Here is a 20,026-nt window from a genome sequence, read left to right on the forward strand (position 1 = left end):
GGCCCCCACGCTCAGCGTGGGGGCCGATCTGCGTTTGTACGAGAGGGGAACCCCACGGCCTACGTGTGCGTCCAAAAGTCACGATGGGTAAAGTGCCGCGAAGAAGTCCACGGGGGAAATGATGATCTATGACGGCGAGTCGCACGGTGCCGAAACACGTGCGGACACGCAGATCATGCGCTCGGTGAGTAGCACGATCGCCCGTACGGCAGAGGAAGCCCGACGGTCCTTCGATCTGGACCACGGCCGGCTCGAGGATGCGATCGGTGGCTGGGCCGGCACTTCAAAGGACGTGTTCGCGGGGCTGGTGGATCGTTGGCGTAGCGCCGCAGACACTATGGTCACGGCGGTCGCGGACCACGCGGAGGGAATCGAAACGGCTGCCCTTCGCTATGACGCGGAGGATCGGTCGAACGGCGATGCGATCCGGGCGAGTGGCACAGCGGGTCCGGACGTGCCGCTGCGGCTGGACCAGTGAGGGTGCAGGATGACCCCTGAAGAAATCGATCGCTGGGATCCGGCTCAAATCGGTGAAGTATTCCGCGTGTGCAAGGCGCGGAAAGAGGTGTGTGCCACCACCGGCGACCATCTGAAGTCGCCGGAACTGTTCGAGACCTGGGGCGGCAGCGCGGCGAAAGCCGCGGACGAAGCGGCCGGCAAGAAGCGAGCGGATCTGGATGCCCACGGCACCGAGGTTGCAGCTGTCGCACAAGCCGCTTCGGTTGCGCAGGCCGAAGTCGAGGCCGTCAAACGTCAATTGGCGGCGGCGCGTGACTTCGCAGCGGCGAGCGGTCTTGTCATCGACGATGCGTCAGGAGACGTCGATCTGCCGGCGTGGGAGATCGGAACCATGAACGTCGATCGGGTGGCCGATCGAGATACCGCGCAGGCGATGGTGAACAAGGTGATGGCGGACGCAGATGCGGCCGATAGAGCTCTGGCGCACACGATCCAGGCGGCTATAGGCGCTGTACCGGCGTCGGCGGTGAATACCCAAACGCTACCGAAACCGGAGGAACCAGATCACCTTCCCGGGCATGAACCGCGCCACATCCCCGGCGTTCCTGGAATGAATCCGAGCCCAAAGATGTCCAGTACCAGGGTGCTTCCGGTACGTGTACCGAAGGGCTGGAAGGACCCGAGTATGAATTCAGACCTTGCGAAACGATACGCTCTGCCCGTCACGATCACTCCGACCTCGCAAGGAGCGCGTGGCGGAGTGTCGAAGAATTTGCTGCCACAGAACCCAGAGACCGGCGACGGTATGGGAGGCGGTGCTGCAGTTCCCTTCGGCAAAGGCAAGAATTTCGAACTCGGAATTACTCAGCAGAAGGAACTTCGCGTTGTCGGCGCTCAGCCGGCGCAGGTTGGCTCCGTGGACATCGGCGGCGTGAGCTACCTCGCGGTCACGTATGAGTACGACTACGAAGTCTCTGGCGTGACACGAGTCGATGCAAATGGTGTCCAACTCACCACCGACAACGCGCCCCATTGGGAGCCCATCAGCCGAAACGATGTGACGAAACTTCATTCGCAGGGTGTTCGGGTGCCAGATCCCGGAAGGACGGGTTCGTGAAGCTACATCCGCGATTGATCGTCAAGGCGAGGCTGCTGCTTGTGGCGGGCTGCGTTGCACTCGCCATCTCGGGGTGTTCCGGCGCCGAATCTCTCACGGGTCCGACATCGTCTGCCACAACATCTGGTAATGGACTCCTCGGCGTGTCGGACTTCCCTGTCGGGTACCAACTACATCCTGGTTCGACGTCAAAGGATTTGGCAGAACAGCAGCGCAAGAACGTGAGTACTCGTTCCTTTGAACCGCCCGCGTGCGCGGATGTCTTCTCGATGCAGGCGGACCGAACAGCGTCGTCGCAACGACGCGGTGTCTACGCGGAGCATGACGAACCGTACAAGCCTTCCTACGGTGACTTCATCATCCGAGATGGCGAGACCTTGGCGGAGTCCCGCGACGTATACGACAAATGCGGGAACTACACCGCAGTTGTGGCCGGAGAGGGGGAGATCTCGATGACGACAATGAAGAGAGATCCACCTCCGAGCGTGGATGCCGATGCATTTGTGGTCGAGACCACCGTGACCACGAGCCCGTACCCGGCCAACCAGGGCGCTGTGGCCGCCCAGCAGAAGAGCCTTATCGGACATGCCGAGGTTTCCGGCAAACGAGTCACATTTTATGAAGAGATCTACGGCTTCGATAGCGCGCTTGACGCCAACAGTTTCAATTCGCTGTTCGCGGCAGCCGTTGACCGAGCAGCGACCGCCTGACTTCTGAGCGCGAGTGCGTAGCGCTAGATCACCGACTGGGTGCCGCAATCAGAGATAGTCAGCCTTGCTGAAAAGGGCGTGCGCCTCCCGGATCCAGGCGCGAACTAGTCAGTGAACAGGAGTCTGATCAGCGTGCGATATCGTGCTGTGCTGTTGGTGTCAGGGCTTTTATTGCTGGCTGCCTGCGGCACGACAACACAGTCATCCGACCCGTCCGCGTCGCAGAGCCCGGATATGGACCTGCTCCTGACGGCGGAGGACTTTCCTCCCGGTTATGAAGTCGTGCAGGCGAAGAGCGACGTCGGCAGGGCACAGCAACAAGCGGTAGACGGTCGGGCCTATCAACCCCCAGAATGCGCCGCGCTCTTCGCGAATCAAGCGCGATACACGAAGGAGAGCCGGCGTTCAGGCATCAATGCTGTGGACCCGGATCAGCCGTCCTTTCCCAGATACTCCAACACCATCATCCGGCAGGCCGAACCAATACCGCATCGACGTGAGGTGGTGAATCGTTGCGGTGACAACACCGCCACAATTCCCGGACAGGGGACCATGGCGATGGCAACACAGCAGATCGCCGCGCCCGGCGACGTCAAAGCCGACGACACTCTGGTGTTCACGTTCTCGACGACCTTCCAGCCCGATCCGGGGTCCAACGCGTTGCGGTCGCAACGGCGGACGGTCATCGGATACGCCGACCTGCCCGGCCTCCAGATCGAGTTCTACGAACAGGTGGATGGCTTCGGCAGCGAAGCGGACATGACCAGCTTCAACAGGTTGATCAGCAGCGCGGTCCGACAGGCATCAACGGTGCAGTAACCCGAGCGCGACCGATAGCAACGAGAATGACAGCCGCTATCCGGATCACTGCCATGCGAGCGGTGCCCGCTGCCACACGCTAGTGACAGGCAGCCGGCCCCGTACACTCAGTTCCTACCGATACGGCAGATACTGCACGTTCCAGTGATTCCCGTCCGGATCGTCGAAGTAAACGAAGTGGCCCCACGCCTGGATGTCGACGTCGCTCGCCTCGACACCGGCGTCGAGCAGTTGCTTCCGGGCCACCTCGATGTCGGAAACACACAGCATCAGGGGCGAGGCATTCGGCGGTGCAGCGTCGACGATGCCCTTGCCGAACGCGATCGAGCAGTTCGATCCGGGCGGCGTCATCTGGACGAACCGGATGTCGTCGGTCGGGGACTGGTCGTGGTCGGGATTGAAACCGATTCGCGTGTAAAAGTCCTTCGCACGGTCGACGTCGGTGACCGGCAGAAACGCAACCTCGAGTGTCCAGTCCATGATCTTCCCTCTCTGCGGTGATGGTCGAGCTCCGATGCAGATGATTCTGCGCTGCATAGCGGACAGGTCGCGTCCTCATTCGCGAAGTGGTTCGACGATGGTCCGGCGCGCCGCCGCGCGATGTGTCGCGCGGCGAGCAGATGTGGGCCATACGCTGGGACGGTGCAGCCCGACCGGCCCGTGACCATCTTCGGTCCCGACTTCCCGTTCGCCCACGACGACTGGATCACACACCGCGCCGGCATCGGATCGGTGCCGACCGACGCCCTGGGTGCCGAGGTCGCGATCATCGGCGCGGGGATGGCCGGGATGGTCGCCGCGTACGAGTTGATGAAGGTCGGCCTGCGGCCGGTGGTCTACGAACCCGAGCGGATCGGTGGCCGCCTGCGATCGGAGCATTTCGTTCCGGGCGAGCCCGAGGTCGCCGAACTCGGCGGCATGCGGTTCCCGGCGTCGTCGTCGACGTTCTTCCACTACGTGGACACTTTCGGCCTCCGCAGCCGACCGTTTCCCAACCCGCTGACCGAGGCCGCCGGTAGCACGGTGATCGACCTCGGTGGTGAGACCCTGTACGCCCGCACCCTCGACGACCTGCCGCCGATCTACACCGAGATCGAGAACGCCTGGGACAGTGCGCTGGAACGCGTCGCCGGCTTCTCCGAGTTGCAGGACGCGATCCGGGAACGTGACGTCCCGCGACTCAAGGAGTTGTGGAACCGGCTCGTCGTCGACTGGGACGATCGGAGCTTCTACGATTTCCTGGCCACCTCCGACGAGTTCGGGTCGCTGTCCTTCCGCCATCGTGAGCTTTTCGGGCAGGTCGGATTCGGCACCGGCGGTTGGGATTCCGACTTCGCGAATTCGATGTTGGAGATCCTTCGGGTGGTGGTGACCAACTGCGACACCGAGCAACATCTCATCGTCGGCGGGGCCGAGCAGGTTCCGCGCAAACTGTGGTCCGACAGTCCGGCCAAGATTCGGCACTGGCCGGTGGGCACCAGCCTCTCGTCGTTGCACAGCGGAGTGCCGCGGGCCGGGGTCTCTGCGATCCGGCGTCTCGGTCCCGACCGCATCGAGGTCGTCGACCACTGGGGTGATTCGCGCGAGTTCCCGGCGGTGGTCGCCACCTGCCAGGCATGGCTGCTGTCCACCGAGATCGAATGCGATGAGAGCCTTTTCAGCCAGGAACTGTGGATGGCGCTGGATCGGACCCGATACATGCAGTCGTCGAAGACATTCGTCATGGTCGACCGGCCGTTCTGGACCGATCGCAACCCGACGACGGGCCGCGACACGATGAGCATGACACTGACCGACCGGTTGACGCGCGGTACCTACCTCTTCGACAACGGGCCCGACCGGCCGGGGGTCATCTGTCTCAGTTACACATGGATGAGCGACGCCCTCAAGGTGTTGCCACATCCCGTGGACCGGCGAGTCTCGTTGGCACTCGATGCTTTACGCAAGATCTACCCCGACGTCGACATCGCCGAGCACATCGTGGGTCGCCCCCTGACCGTCTCCTGGGAGGCCGAGCCGCACTTCCTCGGCGCATTCAAGGGAGCGCTGCCCGGCCATTACCGATACAACACCCGCATGTACGGGCACTTCCACCGGCAGGAGCAACTGCCCGCCGCCGAGCGCGGCATCTTCATCGCCGGCGACGACGTGTCGTTCATGCCCGCCTGGGTGGAGGGCGCCGTGCAGACCGCGCTCAACGCCGTATGGGGCGTGATCCACCACTTCGGCGGGTCGTCGCACCCCGACAATCCGGGCCCCGGGGACCGATACGACGAGCTCGGTCCGATCGACATCGGGCTGTGACAGAGTTGACCAGCCCAGCACGTAACCTCCGGATAGCACTCTGGCAGTGCGTATCTCGAACCGGCGAGGTCGTGGAAAACCTCGCGCGTCTCGATGCGGTGCTCGAAGAGTCGGCCCGACGGTCGGTGGACCTTCTGGTCACGCCCGAGATGGTCGTCCCGGGCTATCAACTCGACGCCGACGCGGCGAATCGGCTGGCGGATCCGCCGGACGGCGCGATTGCCGAGCAGGTCAGGTCGATGGCGCGACGTCACCGTATCGGCGTTCTGTACGGGTGTGCGGAGCGGGGACGGGATGAGTTGGTGTACAACGCCATCCGGCTCGTCAACCGGGCCGGGACCGCGGTGACCACGCACCACAAGACCCATCTGTTCGGGGACCTCGACCGCGCGATGGTGGCACCTGGTGGCACCATGCCCCCCGTGGTCGATCTCGGTGGATGGCGTCTGGGCCTCCTGACCTGTTACGAGGTGGAGTTCCCGGAACTGGTCCGGTCGCTGGCCGTCCGTGGTGCCGACGTGGTGTGCGTGCCCACCGCGAACATGATCGAGTACGACGCAGTCCAGGATGTGCTCGTCCGCGCTCGGGCACTGGAGAACCAAGTGTTCGTCGCCTACGCGAATTACTGTGACAGGGAGGGGGATCTGGTCTACGGCGGGCGTAGCGAGATCGTGGCGCCGACCGGGGAGGTGCTGGCCGCTGCCGATCGCGCGCCGGAAATCGTCGTCGCCGATCTCGACCACTCGATCCTCGTGGAGTCGCGAGGGCGCTACCCGTATCTCGCCGACCGCCGGCCGGACCTGTACTGAGATGGACAGCGGCTGGGCGTCTTCGCGACCGAACGTTCGATAGCCGGAACCCCGAGGTAGTGGCCCGATTTGCCTCTGGACAGCGAGGCGTCCGTACCCTACGGTAGCGTTACGCGTCCGCAAGTTACTGAGCAGTAGGGGCGCTGGGGGGTCGGTTTTCATCTCGGCCGGAAGGTGGCGTCTGTCGCCAACCGGACCGAGGTGTCATCTCCGGCAAGAGGTTTCGATCAGCCACTCATAATCCTGTGCCGGTCGCGGAGCCGGCAGGTTCGTCGGTCATGCCTCACGTGTCGGGGCGGGTCATGACGCGACGTCCGCAGAACCAACACTCACACTCCGCAGAACCAACGCACCGCAGAACCAACGCAAGGGGGACCCATGCCCGACACACTCAGCACCATCCGCATGCGCGGTCTGGCCGACGATTCTTTCCGGCGGCCCCTGGAGCTGCTCGAGGCCATCGAGATCATGGAATTGGTCGTCATTCCCGGACTCGACGCCGTACTCGATGCGCCCCAGCAGTTCGCCTTGAGCTTCGAATCCTCGATCGCGTTGTCCGGCATGCTGCGCAAGCACGCGCAACGGGTCGGCATCCTCAAGCAGATGGTCGTCGAGGCTCTCGATGAAAGCGGCTGTGGTCCGCAGCATCTCGCGCACATCCCGTCTGCCCTGCCAGTCCGTGCGGTGCAGTCGATCGTCGCATATCCCAGGTGGTCGGCGGATCCGGAAGGGCTCGCGCTGGTCCGGATCGCGTTCGCATTCGTCGCAGTCCATGCGCTGACCGACCCGACCGACTGCCGCACGGCGTCACGGGCTCTGCACCTGCGACCGCGCCCGCTGCACGACGATCGGGCCCTTCTCCGCCGAGTGTTGGGTGAGGCGCTACCGGGCCTCGGCGCGAACGCCCGCCAGCTGTTGTCGATCTACATCAGCAAGGCCAGCGTCTTCTTCTCCGATCCCGACGCGGTCCGATGGTCGGTCCCGTTCAGTGGCGGCAAGCGTGACACCTCGGCGTCGTCACTGCTCGTCTACAACCCCGATGCGCTGCGCGAAGCGTGCCGCAGCGTCGGCCTCAACCCGCAGGAACTGCGTATCTCCTCGCGAAAATGACCGCCTGGATCACATTCTGCGGAAAAAGTGTCACAGACCACTGGACAACTGAGAGTGACTTACCTTACGGTAGCTTACGCGTCAGTAACCTACTCGGGGGTAACCGACGGGAGACCGCGGTTGTTGCATGTCAGAGGGGATTTTTCAGTGGGTGATGTTGGGTGGAAGGGCGTACGCACGCGGCTCGTGAAGCCCGCGATCGCGGCCATCTCAACCGTGGCGGCAATCGCCATCAGCAGTGCGGCTCCGGTTTCGGCACAGCCCACGGTCGGTGCGGCAGAATCCACGGTAGGTACGGCGGATGCCGTCGGCGAGCCCACGCCGGCCGAGATCGCACAGGCACAACGGCTCACCGATGACATCAACGCGAAGGCCGCACCCGGTTCGCCGCGGGCGGTCAACGCTCTGCGTCGGGAGGTCGCCACCCGTCCGCTCGGTCCCATCGTCGACACCCAGGGGGTTGGCCCCGCGCAGCGCGGGTTCTGGCCGGCCTTCGCTTACTCGCAGTTTCACCCGAACGTCGCACCGCCCGGCGCCAACAACTGGAACTGCAAGCCGAGGGCCGGGCAGCGTCCCATCGTCCTGGCGCACGGCACCTGGGAGAACGCCTACGACAACTGGGCCGCCTTCGCGCCGGTTCTCGAGAAGGCAGGCTACTGCGTGTTCGCGCCGAACTACGGGCGCACGGATCTCCTCAACGGTGGCGGCCTCGGCGTGATCCTGCCGGGCACCAACGGTGAGGCGGCCATCGAGTACTCGGCCGCGCAATTCGGCGGCTACGTCGATCGGGTCCTGAAGGCGACGGGCGCGAAAAAGGTTGACGTCATCGGACATTCGCAAGGCGGTCTGATGGTTCGCCAGTGGATGAAGTTCGGCGGCGGCGCCGACTACGACCATCCCGAGCGTTCCAAGATCGGCAAGCTGATCACCTACGGAGCCACCCACAAGGGCACCACGCTGCTCGGTATCGGCGCGCTCGGCCGCGGGATCAACAATCTCGGCCCCGCGTTCAACGTTCTCGGCGTCACCGAGATCCTGGTCGGGCGCTCCGGGATTCAGCAGACCGTCGACTCGCCCTTCATCAAGAACCTCAACCGGTCGAAGCTGGTGTTCCCCGGTGTGGATTACACGATCGTCGGCTCACGATACGACGAGGTGACGACGCCGTTCGATCTCACCTTCATCCGTCGCCCGGGTGTGAACAACGTTGTGCTGCAGGATGGATGCGAACAGGACACGTCGGATCACCTGTCGATGTCCTATTCGCCGCGGGCCATGTCGATCGCTCTGCACGCGCTCGACCCCGAACGGTTCGCGCGCTTGGCGTGTGGACCGAGTCCGTGGTTCTTCAGTTTCTAAAGGCCTGTCGACGCAGGGGAGGGCGTCGTCGCGGGGTCGGGTCGGGTCGGTCTGTCGGTAGTACCACCACCGACGGCCGGTCCGACCCGAAGATCACTGTGGGTCCGTCGGAGTTACCCGGCGTCGTACTCTGAGATCGTGGCTGACACCCCACTGCGGTACCGCTGGCTGCTCCACGTGGACCTCGATCAGTTCCAGGTCTCGGTCGAGCGGTTGCGAAGCCCAGAGCTCGTCGACGTCGCGGTGATAGTCGGCGGCAACGGCGATCCCACCGAGGCCCGCAAAGTGGTGACCTGCGCGTCGTATGAGGCGCGCGATGCGGGCGTGCGAGCCGGGATGCCGCTACGAGCCGCGCATCGAAAGCTGCCCGACGCGGTCTATCTGCCGTTGGACATCCCGGCCTATGACGTCGCCTCGGGCGAGGTGATGTCGGTCTTACGGAGTTTCGGACATCCCGTCGAGGTGTGGGGGTGGGATGAGGCCTATGTGGGCATCGAGCCGGTCCCGGCCGACGACACGGTTGGCACCGTTGGCACCGATACCGACGATGAGCGGATTCGCCGAATCGCCGACGAGATCCGGGCGGCGATCCTGGGAAGAAACGGACTCGCATCTTCGATCGGTATCAGCGACAACAAGCAACGCGCGAAGATGGCCACCGGCTTCGCCAAGAAGTCCGCCGACGACAAGGTGTTCCTCCTCGACTCCCGGAACTGGCTGGAGTTGATGGGCGACGGACCATGTCGGGATCTGTGGAGTGTCGGCCCGAAGACCGCCGCAAAACTCGCCGCACAGGGTGTCGACACCGTCAACCAGTTGATCGCGACTTCTCGCGAGGGTCTGATCGAGACCTTCGGTCCCCATCAGGGCAACTGGCTGTACGTGCTGTGTCGCGGGGGCGGCGATTCGACGATCACCGAGGAGCCATGGCCGGCCCGTTCGCACTCGAAGTCGCGGACGTTTCCCGTCGACCTGGTCGATCAGGAGGAGATGCGCAGAGCCGCAAAGGTATTGGCCCGGGACGTGCTCGACCAGGTGCTGGCCGAGGAGCGGGTGGTGTTCCGGGTCGCGGTGACACTGCGGACGTCGACGTTCTTCACCCGCACCAAGTCTCGCAAGCTGGCCGGGCCGACCACCGTCTACGACCACATCGAGCCCATAGTGGTCTCCTTGCTGGACGACTTCGAACTGGATCGACCCGTCCGCCTCCTCGGCGTGCGGTTGGACCTGGTCACCGACGAAACGGATGAAGCGGAGGATGAATCATGAAGTGGCGATGGGTGTGGACGGTCGCCGGGCTGCTGTCGATCGTCGGACTCGCGGCGCCCGGGCAGGCAGCAGCGCGTCCCGGACCGTTACCGGTGACCTATGACTTCCTCGCGGGGATCACCGCGGAACTCGGCAACCCGGGTGGGTCGTTACCGGGTACGAACAACTTTCGGTGTCGTCCGTCGCGCGCGCATCCGCGCCCGGTGATCCTGGTGCACGGCAGCGGTGGTGGCCGACAGACGAACTGGGCGACGCTCGCCCCGGTACTGGCCAACGCCGGCTACTGTGTGTACGCGCCGACCTACGGGGCGCTGTCCACAGTGTGGCCAGGCTCGGCACTCGGTGGTCTCGGGGTGAAGCAGGACGGTGCCTGGCAGATCAAGACATTCGCCGTTCGTGTTCTGGCCGCCACCGGCGCCGAGCAGGTCGACATCGTCGGCCATTCACTGGGCACCGAGATCCCGACCTACTGGATGAAATACCTGGGTGGCCGTGGCAAGGTGGCGAACTATGTCTCGCTGGCCCCGTACTGGCGGCAAGGGCCCGACGAGGACGATCAGCGCAGTGACATGGTGGCCGCGGTGCAGCGGGGGCTCGGGATCGCGCCCCTCACACCGTCATCCTGCGCGGGATGCATTGCACCACCGGTCGACACCGATTTCAATCGCGCAGTCCGTTCGCCGACTCCCTACCTCCGCGGTGTGCGATACACCAACATCACGACTCGCGACGACGAGATCGTGACGCCCTACAGCAACGGCCTCCTCGCCGGCCCGCCCGGGACGCAAGTCACAAATATCGTTGTGCAGCAAGGCTGTCCGGAGGATCACTCCGATCACCTCTCGATCGTCGCGAATCGGCGTACGGCGGGATTCGTCCTGAACGCACTCGATCCGGGCAGGCGTGCGCCGATCCCATGTCTCTACGTCCCGCCCTTCACCGGTGCGTGACCCCGCTGGGTCACTCACGACCTGGTCAGGGGCGGCAAGGATGCGATGGCTTCGAGCTGGTCGCGGCGGGCGCCCAGCGTGGCGGCGAGGAAGGTCCGGGCGATCACCAGGAGTTCGGCGATCTCCGGATGGGCGAGCTCGTAGAACACCGCATTGCCCACCCGTTCGGTCGCCACCACGTGATGTCGCTTCAGCACGGCAAGGTGCTGCGATAACCGGGTCGGCTCTATCTCGGTGATCGTGAGCAACTCGCTCACCGCCGTCGGGTCCCCGTTTGCGCTCAGTACCTCGAGAACCCGGATGCGTGCGGGGTGGGCGAGTGCTTTGAACAGGTTTGCCTTGATCTCGTACAGCGGCCGCTCGGGACCGTCCGAGTTGATCGAGGTCCTGTTCGGCACGTGGAGATCTCCTTGCGAGCGACGATCCGGGTGCGGCGGATCGTGAGCGGCTGCTCGATGGATTGACGGATACACGGATTGCGTAATTCTGCAATCCGGGCCGTACATTACCGCATCGGGATGCTCGGTGGACGTCACGACGCGGAGATCGTCGACGGTCGCTCAGTCGTCGGCCGCTCGGGGGATGCGCACGCCGATCAGATGAGCGTCCGGGTCGACGTCGACACCGATCCGGTCCCAGGGCAGTCCGATCGACACCACGGCATAGGCCGAGGTCGGGAACCGCTCGATGTATCCGTCGGAATCGAGGGTGAGGGCCGTGGTGGGCATGCCGGGCGAATGCCCGACGACCAGGACCGTCGCGGCGTCGGCGGGTGCGTGGACCCTCAGCGTCTCGAGGATCTCGTGCGGCGCGGCACCGTAGACGTCGTCGACGTAGGTGGTGGGCGCGGAGATGCCCGTGCGGTCCAGGGTCTCGCGCGTCCGGGTGGCGGTCGAGCACACCACCGCGTCGATGGCCAGCCCCTCGTCGGCCATCCATCGTCCGGCGAGTGCGGCCTCCCGTCGACCGCGGTCGGCCAGGGGTCGCTCGTGGTCTCCGACGCCCGACGGGTAGCCGGACTTCCCGTGCCGCATCAACACCAGCGTGCGCGTCATGCCGCACCCTCCGAACGCCGGGGCGGCCGATTCGTCGCGGCCCGCGAACCCGCAAGAGACCGACTGAGAGAACGCAGCACCGTGGTCGTCGCACGCCACGCGGCCGCTTCCTGTCGGCAAAAGGTGGCGTGCTCGTGGTCGCCGGTTGCGAAGTGCTCGTCGGCGAGTTCGTCGTATTCGATGCATTCGTCGATCGCGATGTCGATCAGGCTCATGACCGCGTCCGGCGACGAACACGCGCGGCTGATGGCGTCGGCGTCCAATGTGGCGAGACGTTCGAGTTCGGCCTGGTACCGCATGTACCCAACCTACGATGCCGAGCCGACATCCTGGTGGACACACACCGTGATCGGTGTCGATCCGGACAGGTTGAACCACGCTCGCCAACCGATAGCCTGGACAGGGTGCACTCCTGGGTTCCCGCGCTGCTGTCGATCCTCGCAGCAGTACTGATCGCCGGCGGTACGGTGATGCGTCAACGCGCATCCCATGCCAGCGGCGCCATCAGGCGGGGCTGGTGGATCGGTGCGACTGTGGCCCTGTGCGGATTCGCGGCGCAGGTCGCGGCCCTGGGGTTGGGGTCGATCCTGCTCGTGCAACCGCTCGTGGTGCTCGCGATCCTCTTCGCCCTGCCGATGGAAGGTTGGGCCGATCAGCGGTGGCCGCTGAAGCCCGAGTGGACATGGGGTGCGGTGCTGGTGGTCTGCGTGACGGTCTTCCTCGCCATCTCACGACCCGAACCATCGCTACGCCGGCCGGGGGGACTGTTGATGGTCGTGACGATCGGTGCGGTGATCGTCGTCCTGATCGGGTGCGTGCTGGCCGCCGAACGGTCCAACCAGCACTACAAGGCGCTTTTGTACGGCGTCACCGCGGGTGCCCTGTTCGGTATGTCGGCGTTGCTGGTCAAGACGATCGCGTACCAGTTCATCCACGATTTCGCGGGCGCATTCCGCCAGCCGGAGTTCTACCTGTTCCTGGTGGTGGCGGCGGGCGGTGTCGTCGCCCAGCAGCGGGCGTTCGGCGCCGGTGAGTTGCAGACGTCGTTCCCGGCGCTGACCGTGATCGAACTCGCCGTCTCGATGGGACTCGGCGTCGTGCTGCTCGGTGAGAACCTCAATGTCTCGGTGCCGACCGCCCTGTTCCTCGGCGTCGTGCTTGCCTTGATGGTCCGCGCCGTCCTCGAACTCGCCAAACTTGCCGCGGTCCGTGCCGAGGAGGTCAATTGCCGAGCGCGGAGGGCGGTGCCCGACGAGGCCGTCGTCCCGTGACGACGGACGTCAGCCGGCGTTGACGGGTTCGATGACCGCGGTGATGCGCTCAGCCCACTCGGCGGCCAGGGTGGCCGGTTTGACCGCCGACGAGTTGTCGTGGCGCGCGTGCTCGCCGACCTGCACGGCTCCACGCGTGGCCAGCTTCTCGGCCATGATCTCGCTGCCGTGGTTGAAGGTCTCGCCGTACACACTGTCGCCGAGCCCGAACACCGCGAAACGCACGCCGGTCAGGTCTGGCTCCACGTCGTCGAGCTCCTCGGCGAACGGCTCGGCACCGCTGGGCAGCTCACCCTCGCCGAAGGTCGAGCACACGACGACCAGGAAGTCGGCGGGATCGAGGTCTTCCACCGAGTACTCGCTCATGTCATAGATCGACGGGTCGTGATTCACCGCGAGGACATCGGAGATGGTGTCCGCGACCAACTCGCAGTTGCCCGTTTCCGTGCCGTACAAGATGACGACCGACATGACAGAACCCCTTTCGACCTCACCGCCGGAGGTCACGACCACACGGTTCAGGGAAGGCTACCCTAACTCACCGCTCGCGGGTAATTCGCAGGTGGGAGGGGGTTGCAGATTTACTTGGATGTCCTACTATTGAGAGATGCAAGCCACATCGGCCTGCTTGCCATCCGACTGTGAATCAAGGTGATCTACACGTGTCCGCAACCGATGCAGCCAATGTCCACACCGACGCCGTCCGTACCGTTCCGCACTTCCTGAACGGTGGTCTGGTGACCGCCACCGACGGTCGTTTCGCCGACGTCTTCAATCCCAGCACCGGCGCCGTCGCCGCCAAGGTGCCGCTGGCCAGTACCGCCGAGGTCGACGCCGCGGTCGCCACCGCCGTCGAGGCGCAGCGTGAATGGGCCGCCTGGAACCCGCAGCGTCGCGCCCGCGTGCTGATGCGCTTCGTCGACCTGGTCAACCAGAACGCCGACGAACTGGCCACCCTGCTGTCACTCGAGCACGGCAAGACCCATCCCGACGCCAAGGGTGACATCCAGCGTGGCATCGAGGTCATCGAGTTCGCCATCGGCATCCCGCATCTGCTCAAGGGGGAATTCACCGAGGGGGCGGGCGGCGGCATCGACGTCCACTCGATCCGCCAGCCGCTGGGCGTGGTCGCCGGGATCACGCCCTTCAATTTCCCGGCGATGATCCCGCTGTGGAAGGCAGGGCCTGCGCTGGCGTGTGGCAATGCCTTCATCCTCAAGCCGAGTGAGCGGGATCCATCAGTGCCGGTGCGGCTGGCCGAACTGTTCAGCGAGGCCGGTCTGCCGGATGGGGTTTTCCAGGTCGTCCACGGCGACAAGGAGTCCGTCGATGCGCTGCTGAACAACCCCGACGTGCAGGCGCTCGGATTCGTCGGCAGCTCCGACATCGCGCAGTACATCTACTCGACGGCTGCCGCGAACGGCAAGCGCTCACAGTGCTTCGGCGGCGCCAAGAACCACATGATCGTCATGCCGGACGCGAACATGGATCAGGTCGTCGATGCGTTGATCGGCGCCGGCTACGGCAGTGCCGGCGAGCGGTGCATGGCGATCAGCGTCGCGGTTCCGGTCGGTGAGCAGACCGCGGAACGCCTGCGCGCCAAGCTCGTCGACAAGGTCAACGCGCTGCGTGTCGGCCACAGCCTCGACCCCAAGGCCGACTACGGACCGCTGGTCACCGCCGCCGCACTCGAACGTGTCAAGGGCTACATCGGCAAGGGTGTCGAGGAGGGTGCCGAACTGGTCATCGACGGCCGCGAGCGGACCAGCGACGAGCAGCAGTACGGCGACGAAGATCTATCAAACGGATTCTTCATCGGGCCAACCCTTTTCGATCATGTCACCAAGGAAATGACGAGCTACACAGACGAGATCTTCGGTCCGGTGCTGCAGATCGTGCGGGCCGCCGACTACGAGGAGGCGCTCGCGCTGGCCTCGGATCACCAGTACGGCAACGGTGTTGCGATCTTCACGCAGGACGGCGACGCCGCCCGTGACTTCACCGCACGGGTCAACGTCGGCATGGTCGGCGTGAACGTGCCGATCCCGGTTCCGGTGGCCTACTACACCTTTGGTGGCTGGAAGCGGTCCGGCTTCGGGGACCTCAACCAGCATGGCCCGGCCTCGATCCAGTTCTATACCAAAACCAAGACCGTCACGACCCGATGGCCGTCCGGCGTCAAGGACGGCGCCGAGTTCGTCATCCCGACGATGGATTGATGTCGATGACGACGATCACCGACGGCAGTCTCGACGCGGACGAACGCGTCATCGTCGAGACCGCGGCCGGATTCGCGGCCAAGCGGCTCGCACCGTTCGCACTGGAATGGGATGAGAGCCACCACTTTCCGGTTGATGAGTTGCGCGAGGCGGCGGAACTCGGCATGGGCGCGATCTACTGCTCGGAGGATGTCGGCGGCAGTGGCCTGCGTCGGCTCGACGGCGTGCGCATCTTCGAGCAGCTCGCCTCCGCGGATCCGGCGGTCGCAGCCTTCTTGTCCATTCACAACATGTGTGCCTGGATGGTCGATCACTACGGCACCGACGAGCAGCGTGTCCACTGGGTCCCACATCTGGCGTCGATGGAAACGGTGGCCAGCTACTGCCTCACCGAGCCGGGCGCCGGCTCGGATGCGGCGGCGTTGTCCACCAAGGCGGTCCGATCCGGAGATGACTACGTCCTCACCGGTGTCAAGCAGTTCATCTCCGGTGCGGGTTCCAGCGACGTCTATGTGCTGATGGCCCGCACCGGCGACAGCGGCGCCCGTGGGATCTCCACCTTCCTCGTCGAAAAGGGCACTCCGGGACTGAGTTTCGGTGCGCAGGAGCGCAAGATGGGCTGGCATGCTCAGCCCACCGCGCAGGTCATCCTCGACGAGGTTCGAGTGCCTGCCGCCAATCTCCTCGGCGGTGAGGAGGGCATCGGTTTCGGGATCGCGATGAACGGCCTCAATGGCGGCCGGCTCAACATCGCGGCGTCCTCCCTGGGTGGGGCCCAGTCCGCGTTCGACCGTGCCGCGACCTATGTCGCGTCGCGCAAGGCGTTCGGAAGCGCCCTGATCGACGAGCCGACCATCCGGTTCACGCTCGCCGACATGGCGACGTCCCTGCAGGCTTCGCGATTGATGTTGTGGCAGGCGGCGGCCGCCCTCGATGCGGGCGCACCGGACAAGGTGGAGCAGTGCGCGATGGCCAAGCGCTTCGTCACCGACAACTGCTACGCCGTGGCCGATCAGGCACTGCAGTTGCACGGCGGCTACGGATACCTGAACGAATACGGTATCGAGAAGATCGTCCGGGATCTCCGTGTGCACCGGATACTGGAGGGCACGAACGAGATCATGCGCGTCGTGGTCGGACGGTCGATCGCCGCGCGCTACCGCGAGAACTGAACTGATCACCAGCACAACCGACTTCACATTGGGAGATTCGACAATGACGACGATCGCCTTTCTGGGACTGGGCAACATGGGTGGGCCGATGGCGGCGAACCTGGTGACGGCCGGACACACCGTGCATGGGTTCGATCCGGTGCCGGAGGCGGTGAAGACGGCGCAGGGGAACGGTGTCGCGACGTTCCCGACCGCGGTCGAGGCAGTGGCGGCAGCAGAGGTGGTGATCACCATGCTCCCCAGCGGGCCGATCGTGAAGAAGTGTTATGCGGACATCCTGCCCGCAGCGCCGACCGGCACGCTCTTCATCGACAGCTCCACCATCTCGGTCGAGGATGCGCGGGAGATCAACCAGCAGGCCGCCGATCACGGGTTCGCCCAGCTCGACGCCCCGGTGTCGGGCGGGGTGAAGGGTGCGGTCGCAGGCACGCTCGCCTTCATGGTGGGCGGTGCGGACGACGCGTTCATCGCCGCACGTTCGACGCTGGACCCGATGGCGGGCAAGGTGATCCACTGTGGCGCCGCCGGGGCCGGTCAGGCCGCGAAGGTGTGCAACAACATGGTGCTCGCCGTTCAGCAGATCGCGGTCGGCGAGGCATTCGTGCTCGCCGAGAAGCTCGGACTCTCCGACCAGGCCCTCTACGACGTGATCACCGGTGCCACCGGGAACTGCTGGGCGGTCCAGACCAACTGCCCGGTTCCCGGTCCGGTCCCCACCTCACCGTCGAACAACGAGTTCAAGCCCGGCTTCGCGACTGCGCTGATGAACAAGGATCTTGGTCTGGCGATGGATGCGGTGGCCGGCACCGGGTCCCGGGCGCCGCTCGGTACCCATGCCGCCCAGCTGTACAAGGCTTTTGCCGAACAGCACTCCGACCTCGACTTCAGCGCGATCATCACGTCGCTGCACTAGCCTCGATCCGGCCCGCACTTCGCGCTCTGAAAACGTCATTCCTCGTCAGCGACCCTTCGCGTGCGGAAGGTCGCCGACGAGGAATGACGTTTCTGACGTAAGGCGACGGTCAGAAGTCGCCGGCGTCGCGCCGAAGGGACTGGATCGCCGTCACCATCGCGGCCATCTCGTCGTCGCTCATCCCGACCTCGCCGAACACCTGTTTGTTGAGCGTGGCCGTCGCGTCCTCGACCGTCGAGCGGCCGAGATCGGTGATCTCCACGAGGGTCGTTCGGCCATCAGTCGGATGCGGCACGCGGCGGACCAGCTTGGCCTCCTCGAGGCGCCGGATCGCATGCGTGACACTGGTGACGTGGACCTGCAGCCGGTCACTCGCCTTGGTGATCGGCAATGCGCCCTGCCGCGAGAATGCCAGCAGCCGTAGCAGTTCGAAACGGGAGAAGCTCAGATCGTAGGGCCGTAATGCCGACTCGACCCGCGCCAGCAGGATCTGATGGGCGCGCATGACCGAGGTGACCGCGACCATCCCGTCGGCGACGTCGGCCCAGCCGGCATCGGACCAGTTCTGACGAGCCTCGGCGATCGGATCGAAACGCATGCTGCGGCCTGCCATGCGGTACAGCCTAGAGGACCGTGCGCGCGGCGCTTCGCAGCTCGACGCTCACGTCGTGATGCGGTGTCGAGGTCGGGCCCGGGGGAATCCATTCATCGAGAGAAACGCCGATCGAAGTCTCAAGAGCGGGGTTGATGATCGCAAAATCCGCTACGAACCACCATATTGCAGATACTGTCAAAGATGCCAGATTCAGTGGCTCATTCTTGCCGAGCAACCTGAGGTAGGTGATTCTTCTCGGTCGGTGACGCTCACCGCCCCATAAATTGACTCGAGCGCATTGTTCGCTGGGGGCCATACGCGACGTATGGAGCATTGTTCGGTTCATATCCAGTGACCAGGATTTTCCACCACCTCATAGGTAGGAGGCGCAGTGTTTTTTCGTAAACGTCTGTCCCGTTTTGCACGAACATCAATCATTGCCGCATCGGCGGCCGCGCTCGCGGTCATTCCGGGGCTCACCGCCGTCGGAACTGCGAATGCCGGCCCCAACGGGAGTCTGGACCCGATACTTCCGCCGGGCTTCCCTTGCATTCACACAAACGTGAACCCGCCGGTTGCTACGTGGGGTTGGAGCCGTCTGGATGGTTCTCAGCCGATCTTCATGTCGGGCCCGGGCGGTCAATCCGGCAAGGGGTCGCTGCATATGTACAACTCCCGAGGGGCCGCGGCCTATTTCCATTCGGGGTTCAGCACGCCGTTGCCGCAGTTGGCGAGGCAACGCAATTCCCTCGGCTACATGTACAAGGGAACGTCCACGACCTTCCAGATCCGGGTACGCGATGCCAAGCGGACCGACAAGGTGGTGTCGGGATTCACGACGCTCGTCTGGCAGCCGAACTATAACGGCGGCGCTGGTGCGAACAGCTTTGTGACAAACAATGACCTCGCAGCGGGTAAGTGGTGGAGCACGCAGCCTATCGCCGGTCAGCCGGCCGGCCAGAGCAACCTTCGCACACTGAGTCAGATCGCCGACGCGAATCCCCGCGCATGGGTGACCGAATACGGCGTGCGAAATGGCTCGGCGACTGAGCAGAATTCCTACGCCGACAACATCGTCTACGGCTGCTCGAAGTGGGATTTCGAGCCGGACGCGAGTCTCTCCTGACCCTTCGCGCAACGCAACCAACACAAGCCGGCCGACGTCAGTCGGCCGGCTTGTGATCCATCAGCATCTCGATGGCGCCCACGATCGTGTCGACCAGTCCGGTGACCGTGTGGGTGCCGAGTTCACCGCGTGTCTCGTCCGACCGCATCATGATCACCGACTCGACGAGCCGGAAGGGCAGTAGTCCGCGAGTGTCCGTGGCGTCGGCCAGAGCGGCAGTGGCGAGTGCCTCGTATGCCGCCGACAATTCTTGGCGGGCGGCGCGGAACTCGCCGAACCTGTCGTCGGCCAGCTCGGGCAACAGATAGAGTGCGCCGAGATTCCACCGTGCGGCCGCCAGCTGGGTGACGTCGTAGCGGGCGAGGTCGAGCAGGCGTTTCAGGGGTTCGCCCTCGGACGCCAGGAGTTCCCGCGCCTGTTCCAGTGACGGATCGACGGTGGTCGCGAGCAGAGCGGCCAGGATGTCGTCCTTGGTCTTGAAATAGTGATAGAGCGACGCCTGGCGGACTCCGACTGCGTCGGCGATCATCCGCGTCGACGTTCCGGTGTACCCGTGGCGTGTGAAAAGCTCGGCTGCGGCGTCGAGGATCTCGTCGCGGGCGGTATCGCCGTGGCGTCTCGGTTTGACGAGGCGTGGCCGTCCCGGGCTCGCGGCCGTGCGCGATGAAGCCGGACGCGTCGCCATCTCGTCCCCGTTCGTGTTGTTGTCGGTCGGTCGACAGATTCACCCTAGTGCACCGTTTCGACCCGCGCCGACGCGCTGACCTGG

The 20,026-nt window shown here is 64.7% G+C and carries 22 protein-coding genes; 15 read left to right on the plus strand and 7 right to left on the minus strand.

The features are described from left to right. The first annotated feature begins 118 nt into the window (after positions 1 to 118). The 4 genes from ACPXCG_RS14915 (at position 119) to ACPXCG_RS14930 (ending at position 3,105) form a co-directional block, all read left to right on the plus strand. Positions 119 to 478, plus strand: a complete 360-nt coding sequence (locus tag ACPXCG_RS14915) for a WXG100 family type VII secretion target (protein WP_425792718.1) — start codon at positions 119 to 121, stop codon at positions 476 to 478. A gap of 9 nt (positions 479 to 487) precedes the next feature. Continuing rightward, a complete protein-coding gene (locus ACPXCG_RS14920) occupies positions 488 to 1,576 on the plus strand; it encodes a hypothetical protein (RefSeq protein ID WP_425792719.1) in 1,089 nt (362 codons plus the stop codon). Next, positions 1,573 to 2,286: a hypothetical protein gene (locus tag ACPXCG_RS14925; protein ID WP_425792720.1), complete on the plus strand. Its 714-nt coding sequence runs from the start codon at positions 1,573 to 1,575 to the stop codon at positions 2,284 to 2,286. The genes ACPXCG_RS14920 and ACPXCG_RS14925 overlap by 4 nt, the downstream gene beginning before the upstream one ends. Positions 2,287 to 2,844: 558 nt before the next feature. After that, positions 2,845 to 3,105, plus strand: a complete 261-nt coding sequence (locus ACPXCG_RS14930) for a hypothetical protein (protein ID WP_425792721.1) — start codon at positions 2,845 to 2,847, stop codon at positions 3,103 to 3,105. Positions 3,106 to 3,219: 114 nt separating this feature from the next. Here the strand turns inward: ACPXCG_RS14930 and ACPXCG_RS14935 are convergent, their stop codons facing one another. After that, positions 3,220 to 3,585, minus strand: coding sequence for a VOC family protein (locus ACPXCG_RS14935; RefSeq protein WP_425792722.1), 366 nt, complete (start codon positions 3,583 to 3,585; stop codon positions 3,220 to 3,222). 120 nt (positions 3,586 to 3,705) lie between these two features. Between ACPXCG_RS14935 and ACPXCG_RS14940 the strand changes: the two genes are divergently transcribed. From ACPXCG_RS14940 to ACPXCG_RS14965, 6 genes are all read left to right on the plus strand, one after another. Further along, complete coding sequence (locus tag ACPXCG_RS14940; protein ID WP_425792723.1) at positions 3,706 to 5,409, plus strand: flavin monoamine oxidase family protein; 1,704 nt, start codon at positions 3,706 to 3,708, stop codon at positions 5,407 to 5,409. Between the two features lie 71 nt (positions 5,410 to 5,480). Further along, positions 5,481 to 6,218: a carbon-nitrogen hydrolase family protein gene (locus tag ACPXCG_RS14945; protein WP_425792724.1), complete on the plus strand. Its 738-nt coding sequence runs from the start codon at positions 5,481 to 5,483 to the stop codon at positions 6,216 to 6,218. Between the two features lie 378 nt (positions 6,219 to 6,596). Next, complete coding sequence (locus tag ACPXCG_RS14950) at positions 6,597 to 7,328, plus strand: hypothetical protein (protein ID WP_425792725.1); 732 nt, start codon at positions 6,597 to 6,599, stop codon at positions 7,326 to 7,328. 147 nt (positions 7,329 to 7,475) lie between these two features. Next, the gene (locus ACPXCG_RS14955) at positions 7,476 to 8,687 is read left to right on the plus strand and encodes an esterase/lipase family protein (protein WP_425792726.1); all 1,212 of its coding nucleotides are present in this window, start codon (positions 7,476 to 7,478) and stop codon (positions 8,685 to 8,687) included. A gap of 135 nt (positions 8,688 to 8,822) precedes the next feature. Further along, a complete protein-coding gene (locus ACPXCG_RS14960) occupies positions 8,823 to 9,956 on the plus strand; it encodes a DNA polymerase IV (RefSeq protein ID WP_425792849.1) in 1,134 nt (377 codons plus the stop codon). Then, a complete protein-coding gene (locus ACPXCG_RS14965) occupies positions 9,953 to 10,906 on the plus strand; it encodes an esterase/lipase family protein (protein WP_425792727.1) in 954 nt (317 codons plus the stop codon). Before ACPXCG_RS14960 ends, ACPXCG_RS14965 begins: the two co-directional genes overlap by 4 nt. A 14-nt stretch (positions 10,907 to 10,920) precedes the next feature. On the opposite strand, the gene ACPXCG_RS14970 is transcribed toward ACPXCG_RS14965, so the two are convergent. The 3 genes from ACPXCG_RS14970 to ACPXCG_RS14980 form a co-directional block, all read right to left on the minus strand. Then, positions 10,921 to 11,304: an ArsR/SmtB family transcription factor gene (locus ACPXCG_RS14970; RefSeq protein ID WP_425792728.1), complete on the minus strand. Its 384-nt coding sequence runs from the start codon at positions 11,302 to 11,304 to the stop codon at positions 10,921 to 10,923. Between the two features lie 162 nt (positions 11,305 to 11,466). Further along, positions 11,467 to 11,961 (minus strand): SixA phosphatase family protein, encoded by a 495-nt coding sequence (locus tag ACPXCG_RS14975; RefSeq protein ID WP_425792729.1) that lies wholly within the window; start codon positions 11,959 to 11,961, stop codon positions 11,467 to 11,469. Beyond that, positions 11,958 to 12,260, minus strand: a complete 303-nt coding sequence (locus ACPXCG_RS14980) for a hypothetical protein (RefSeq protein ID WP_425792730.1) — start codon at positions 12,258 to 12,260, stop codon at positions 11,958 to 11,960. Before ACPXCG_RS14980 ends, ACPXCG_RS14975 begins: the two co-directional genes overlap by 4 nt. 105 nt (positions 12,261 to 12,365) lie before the next feature. Between ACPXCG_RS14980 and ACPXCG_RS14985 the strand changes: the two genes are divergently transcribed. Continuing rightward, entirely contained in the window at positions 12,366 to 13,232 is an 867-nt protein-coding gene (locus ACPXCG_RS14985; RefSeq protein WP_425792731.1) for a DMT family transporter, read from the plus strand. A gap of 9 nt (positions 13,233 to 13,241) precedes the next feature. Here the strand turns inward: ACPXCG_RS14985 and ACPXCG_RS14990 are convergent, their stop codons facing one another. Beyond that, complete coding sequence (locus ACPXCG_RS14990; protein WP_425792732.1) at positions 13,242 to 13,703, minus strand: flavodoxin domain-containing protein; 462 nt, start codon at positions 13,701 to 13,703, stop codon at positions 13,242 to 13,244. A 191-nt stretch (positions 13,704 to 13,894) separates the two neighbouring features. Between ACPXCG_RS14990 and ACPXCG_RS14995 the strand changes: the two genes are divergently transcribed. Genes ACPXCG_RS14995 through mmsB form a run of 3 tightly spaced genes read left to right on the plus strand, consistent with a single transcriptional unit; the run spans position 13,895 to position 17,536 of the window. After that, complete coding sequence (locus ACPXCG_RS14995) at positions 13,895 to 15,451, plus strand: CoA-acylating methylmalonate-semialdehyde dehydrogenase (protein ID WP_425792733.1); 1,557 nt, start codon at positions 13,895 to 13,897, stop codon at positions 15,449 to 15,451. A 5-nt stretch (positions 15,452 to 15,456) separates the two neighbouring features. Beyond that, on the plus strand, positions 15,457 to 16,623 hold the full coding sequence (locus tag ACPXCG_RS15000) for an acyl-CoA dehydrogenase family protein (RefSeq protein ID WP_425792850.1): 1,167 nt from the start codon (positions 15,457 to 15,459) through the stop codon (positions 16,621 to 16,623). A gap of 43 nt (positions 16,624 to 16,666) precedes the next feature. Beyond that, a complete protein-coding gene (mmsB, locus tag ACPXCG_RS15005) occupies positions 16,667 to 17,536 on the plus strand; it encodes a 3-hydroxyisobutyrate dehydrogenase (RefSeq protein WP_425792734.1) in 870 nt (289 codons plus the stop codon). Between the two features lie 109 nt (positions 17,537 to 17,645). Here mmsB and ACPXCG_RS15010 read toward each other — a convergent pair whose 3' ends face one another. Further along, entirely contained in the window at positions 17,646 to 18,149 is a 504-nt protein-coding gene (locus ACPXCG_RS15010; RefSeq protein ID WP_425792735.1) for a MarR family transcriptional regulator, read from the minus strand. A 373-nt stretch (positions 18,150 to 18,522) separates the two neighbouring features. Here ACPXCG_RS15010 and ACPXCG_RS15015 point away from each other — a divergent pair, with 373 nt between their 5' ends. Next, a complete protein-coding gene (locus ACPXCG_RS15015) occupies positions 18,523 to 19,257 on the plus strand; it encodes a hypothetical protein (protein WP_425792736.1) in 735 nt (244 codons plus the stop codon). A gap of 37 nt (positions 19,258 to 19,294) precedes the next feature. Here the strand turns inward: ACPXCG_RS15015 and ACPXCG_RS15020 are convergent, their stop codons facing one another. Beyond that, positions 19,295 to 19,942, minus strand: a complete 648-nt coding sequence (locus tag ACPXCG_RS15020) for a TetR/AcrR family transcriptional regulator (protein ID WP_425792737.1) — start codon at positions 19,940 to 19,942, stop codon at positions 19,295 to 19,297. Between the last annotated feature and the right edge of the window lie 84 nt (positions 19,943 to 20,026).

It is taken from the genome of Gordonia sp. DT218, assembly GCF_049847105.1.
Lineage (GTDB): Bacteria > Actinomycetota > Actinomycetes > Mycobacteriales > Mycobacteriaceae > Gordonia.

Bases quoted from the DNA above. Each gene is read 5' to 3' on its own strand.
- ACPXCG_RS14950 (WP_425792725.1), top strand. From the start codon at position 6,597: ATGCCCGACACACTCAGCACCATCCGCATGCGCGGTCTGGCCGACGAT.
- ACPXCG_RS14940 (WP_425792723.1), top strand. From the start codon at position 3,706: ATGTGTCGCGCGGCGAGCAGATGTGGGCCATACGCTGGGACGGTGCAG.
- ACPXCG_RS14920 (WP_425792719.1), top strand. From the start codon at position 488: ATGACCCCTGAAGAAATCGATCGCTGGGATCCGGCTCAAATCGGTGAA.
- ACPXCG_RS15010 (WP_425792735.1), bottom strand. From the start codon at position 18,149: ATGGCAGGCCGCAGCATGCGTTTCGATCCGATCGCCGAGGCTCGTCAG.
- ACPXCG_RS15020 (WP_425792737.1), bottom strand. From the start codon at position 19,942: ATGGCGACGCGTCCGGCTTCATCGCGCACGGCCGCGAGCCCGGGACGG.
- ACPXCG_RS14935 (WP_425792722.1), bottom strand. From the start codon at position 3,585: ATGGACTGGACACTCGAGGTTGCGTTTCTGCCGGTCACCGACGTCGAC.
- ACPXCG_RS14965 (WP_425792727.1), top strand. From the start codon at position 9,953: ATGAAGTGGCGATGGGTGTGGACGGTCGCCGGGCTGCTGTCGATCGTC.
- ACPXCG_RS15000 (WP_425792850.1), top strand. From the start codon at position 15,457: ATGACGACGATCACCGACGGCAGTCTCGACGCGGACGAACGCGTCATC.
- ACPXCG_RS14975 (WP_425792729.1), bottom strand. From the start codon at position 11,961: ATGACGCGCACGCTGGTGTTGATGCGGCACGGGAAGTCCGGCTACCCG.
- ACPXCG_RS14980 (WP_425792730.1), bottom strand. From the start codon at position 12,260: ATGCGGTACCAGGCCGAACTCGAACGTCTCGCCACATTGGACGCCGAC.
- ACPXCG_RS14930 (WP_425792721.1), top strand. From the start codon at position 2,845: ATGGCAACACAGCAGATCGCCGCGCCCGGCGACGTCAAAGCCGACGAC.
- ACPXCG_RS14915 (WP_425792718.1), top strand. From the start codon at position 119: ATGATGATCTATGACGGCGAGTCGCACGGTGCCGAAACACGTGCGGAC.
- ACPXCG_RS14990 (WP_425792732.1), bottom strand. From the start codon at position 13,703: ATGTCGGTCGTCATCTTGTACGGCACGGAAACGGGCAACTGCGAGTTG.
- mmsB (WP_425792734.1), top strand. From the start codon at position 16,667: ATGACGACGATCGCCTTTCTGGGACTGGGCAACATGGGTGGGCCGATG.